Annotated in this window: 1 protein-coding gene; it reads left to right on the forward strand. The window is 47.1% G+C overall.

Annotated features, from left to right (window positions below):
* Positions 1–75 precede the first annotated feature (75 nt).
* The coding region (locus R7Q48_RS26305; RefSeq protein ID WP_318133137.1) for a YicC/YloC family endoribonuclease at positions 76–809 on the forward strand (734 nt) is incomplete at its 3' end.

The following is an 809-nucleotide window of genomic DNA, read 5'->3' on the forward strand; positions in this document are numbered from 1 at the left end:
ACAGCCCGCGCACCTCTTGCCGCTCCGTGATACACTCTCTAGGTAATTTTCAAAAAATGAAGACAGGAAAATTCGATGATTTACAGTATGACTGCGTATGCGCGCAAAGAAGTAAAAGGCGATTGGGGCTCAGCGGTATGGGAAATCCGCAGTGTAAACCAGCGTTACCTAGAAACCTATTTCCGCATGCCAGAACAATTCCGAGCTTTAGAACCAGTTCTACGCGAGCGTTTTCGTAAACGTCTAGCGCGAGGAAAAGTGGAATGTAGCCTTCGTTTCGAAGCGAACCCTGCAGCAAAAGCCGAGCTTAGCATCAATGAAGCGTTGGCAACCCAAGTGATTAAAGCTGCTGAACAAGTTATGCACATGACTGGTGAGCTTAGCCGCATCAATCCATTTCAAGTCATGCAATGGCCTGGTGTGATGGAAACTCCTGAGCAAAACATGGATGAGGTCAACAAAGAACTGCTTGCTGCATTTGATGAAGCAATTAGTGAATTTATTGAAGCGCGTGGCCGTGAAGGCGACAACATGAAAGCGCTGATCGAACAACGCCTAGACGCGATTACCGCAGAAGTGGTGAAAGTTCGTGCTCGCATGCCTGAACTCCTAGAATGGCAACGTGAGCGTCTATTCTCAAAATTTGAAGATGCGAAAATTGAACTGGATGCTTCTCGTGTAGAACAAGAGCTTATCTTGCTAGCGCAAAAGTCAGACGTTGCAGAAGAGCTAGATCGTCTGGATTCTCACGTGAAAGAAACGACCAACATCCTGAAAAAAGGTGGCGCAGTCGGTCGTCGTCTGGATTT

The sequence above is a fragment of the Vibrio sp. 378 genome (assembly GCF_033339435.1).